Origin of the sequence: Arcobacter vandammei (assembly GCF_016106035.1) — a bacterium.
Classification (GTDB): domain Bacteria; phylum Campylobacterota; class Campylobacteria; order Campylobacterales; family Arcobacteraceae; genus Aliarcobacter; species Aliarcobacter vandammei.
Genome location: NZ_JADKPZ010000044.1, coordinates 1 through 1,334, shown reverse-complemented (window position 1 = coordinate 1,334; position 1,334 = coordinate 1). Strand labels below are relative to the sequence as shown.

The following is a 1,334-nucleotide window of genomic DNA, read 5'->3' as shown; positions in this document are numbered from 1 at the left end:
TTATAATACCCCAAAATGTCAAGACAATTTTTTCTAAATCTTTATTCCTTTAAACACCAGTTACTTTATGCTACATTTTCACTTTTTAAACTATAATTATTATCATTTATTTTCATACTATTAAAATATACTTCCATTGGTTTTTTATACTCTAAACTTTCATGAAATCTTTTATGATTATAAAAATTTATATAATCTTTTACATCATCTTTTAGAATTGATACTCTATCATACTCATTCAGATAAATTTTCTCAACTTTTGCACTTCTCCAAAATCTCTCTATACAAATATTATCAACACTTCTACCAGTACCATTCATAGAAATAGTTATACCATGTGCTTTTAGTTTATCTGTATGGATATAGCTTGTATATTGGCTACCTTGATCTGTATTAAATATTTCAGGCTTAGGATAAAGTGACAATGCTTCATTTAAAACACTCATAACTAAATCTGTATCCATAGTGTTTGATATTCTCCATGATAATACTGCTTTACTATACCAATCTATAACTGCAGCCATATAAACAAATCCTCCCTTGATACGAATATAACTAATATCTGTAGACCAAACTTGGTTTGCTCTTGTAATCTTTAAGCCTTTTAATTTGTATGAGTATATTGGATGCTCTTTATTCCCTTTAGTTGTATATGGTGCACGAACAGCCAATACAGCTTTTAATCCTAAATCTTTTCGATATTTGTGTACAGTATTTGCTGATACTGTAAAACCATCTTCTAATAGTTGTTTATGCACCTTTAAATGTCCATATATAGGTATCTCATTATAAATAGCTTGAATCTGATTTTTGATTATTATTTCATATTCATTGATTTTTGGATTATAATACAAACCACTTCTTGCAATACCTAATAACTCACTTTGTCTTGTTATAGAAATATCTCTTAGCTTGAACTCAACAATTGATTGTCTTCTTTTAGAGTCCAAGCTCTTTAACTTTCCCGACATCCAATTATTCTCCACTGTTAATTTACCAACTATTTTGGCATACTCATCATTTTTAGCTTTAAGCTTATCTATCTCTTCCTTATACTCTTTAACTGCCTTTGCTGGCTCCATAGCTACAACAGCATTTGCTAAAAATATATTTTTCCAGTTCTGAATATTTTTTGGAATAATATTATATTCACTCGCTATTTCATTAATAGTCTTTTCACCTTTTAAAACTTCCAATACTATTTTAGTTTTAAATTCTGCACTATATTGTGTCATTTTTCTACTCATATTTTACCCTTTGATTATATCTTCTAATTTTACTCTAAGAGAATATAAATTTAAAAATATTTGTTCAATTTTCTTGGGGTATTATAA

The 1,334-nt window shown here is 27.6% G+C and carries 1 protein-coding gene; it reads right to left on the bottom strand.

The features are described from left to right. Window positions 1-65: 65 nt before the first annotated feature. The gene (locus tag IQC44_RS11375) at window positions 66-1,247 is read right to left on the bottom strand and encodes an IS3 family transposase (RefSeq protein WP_198306474.1); all 1,182 of its coding nucleotides are present in this window, start codon (window positions 1,245-1,247) and stop codon (window positions 66-68) included. Window positions 1,248-1,334 lie beyond the last annotated feature (87 nt).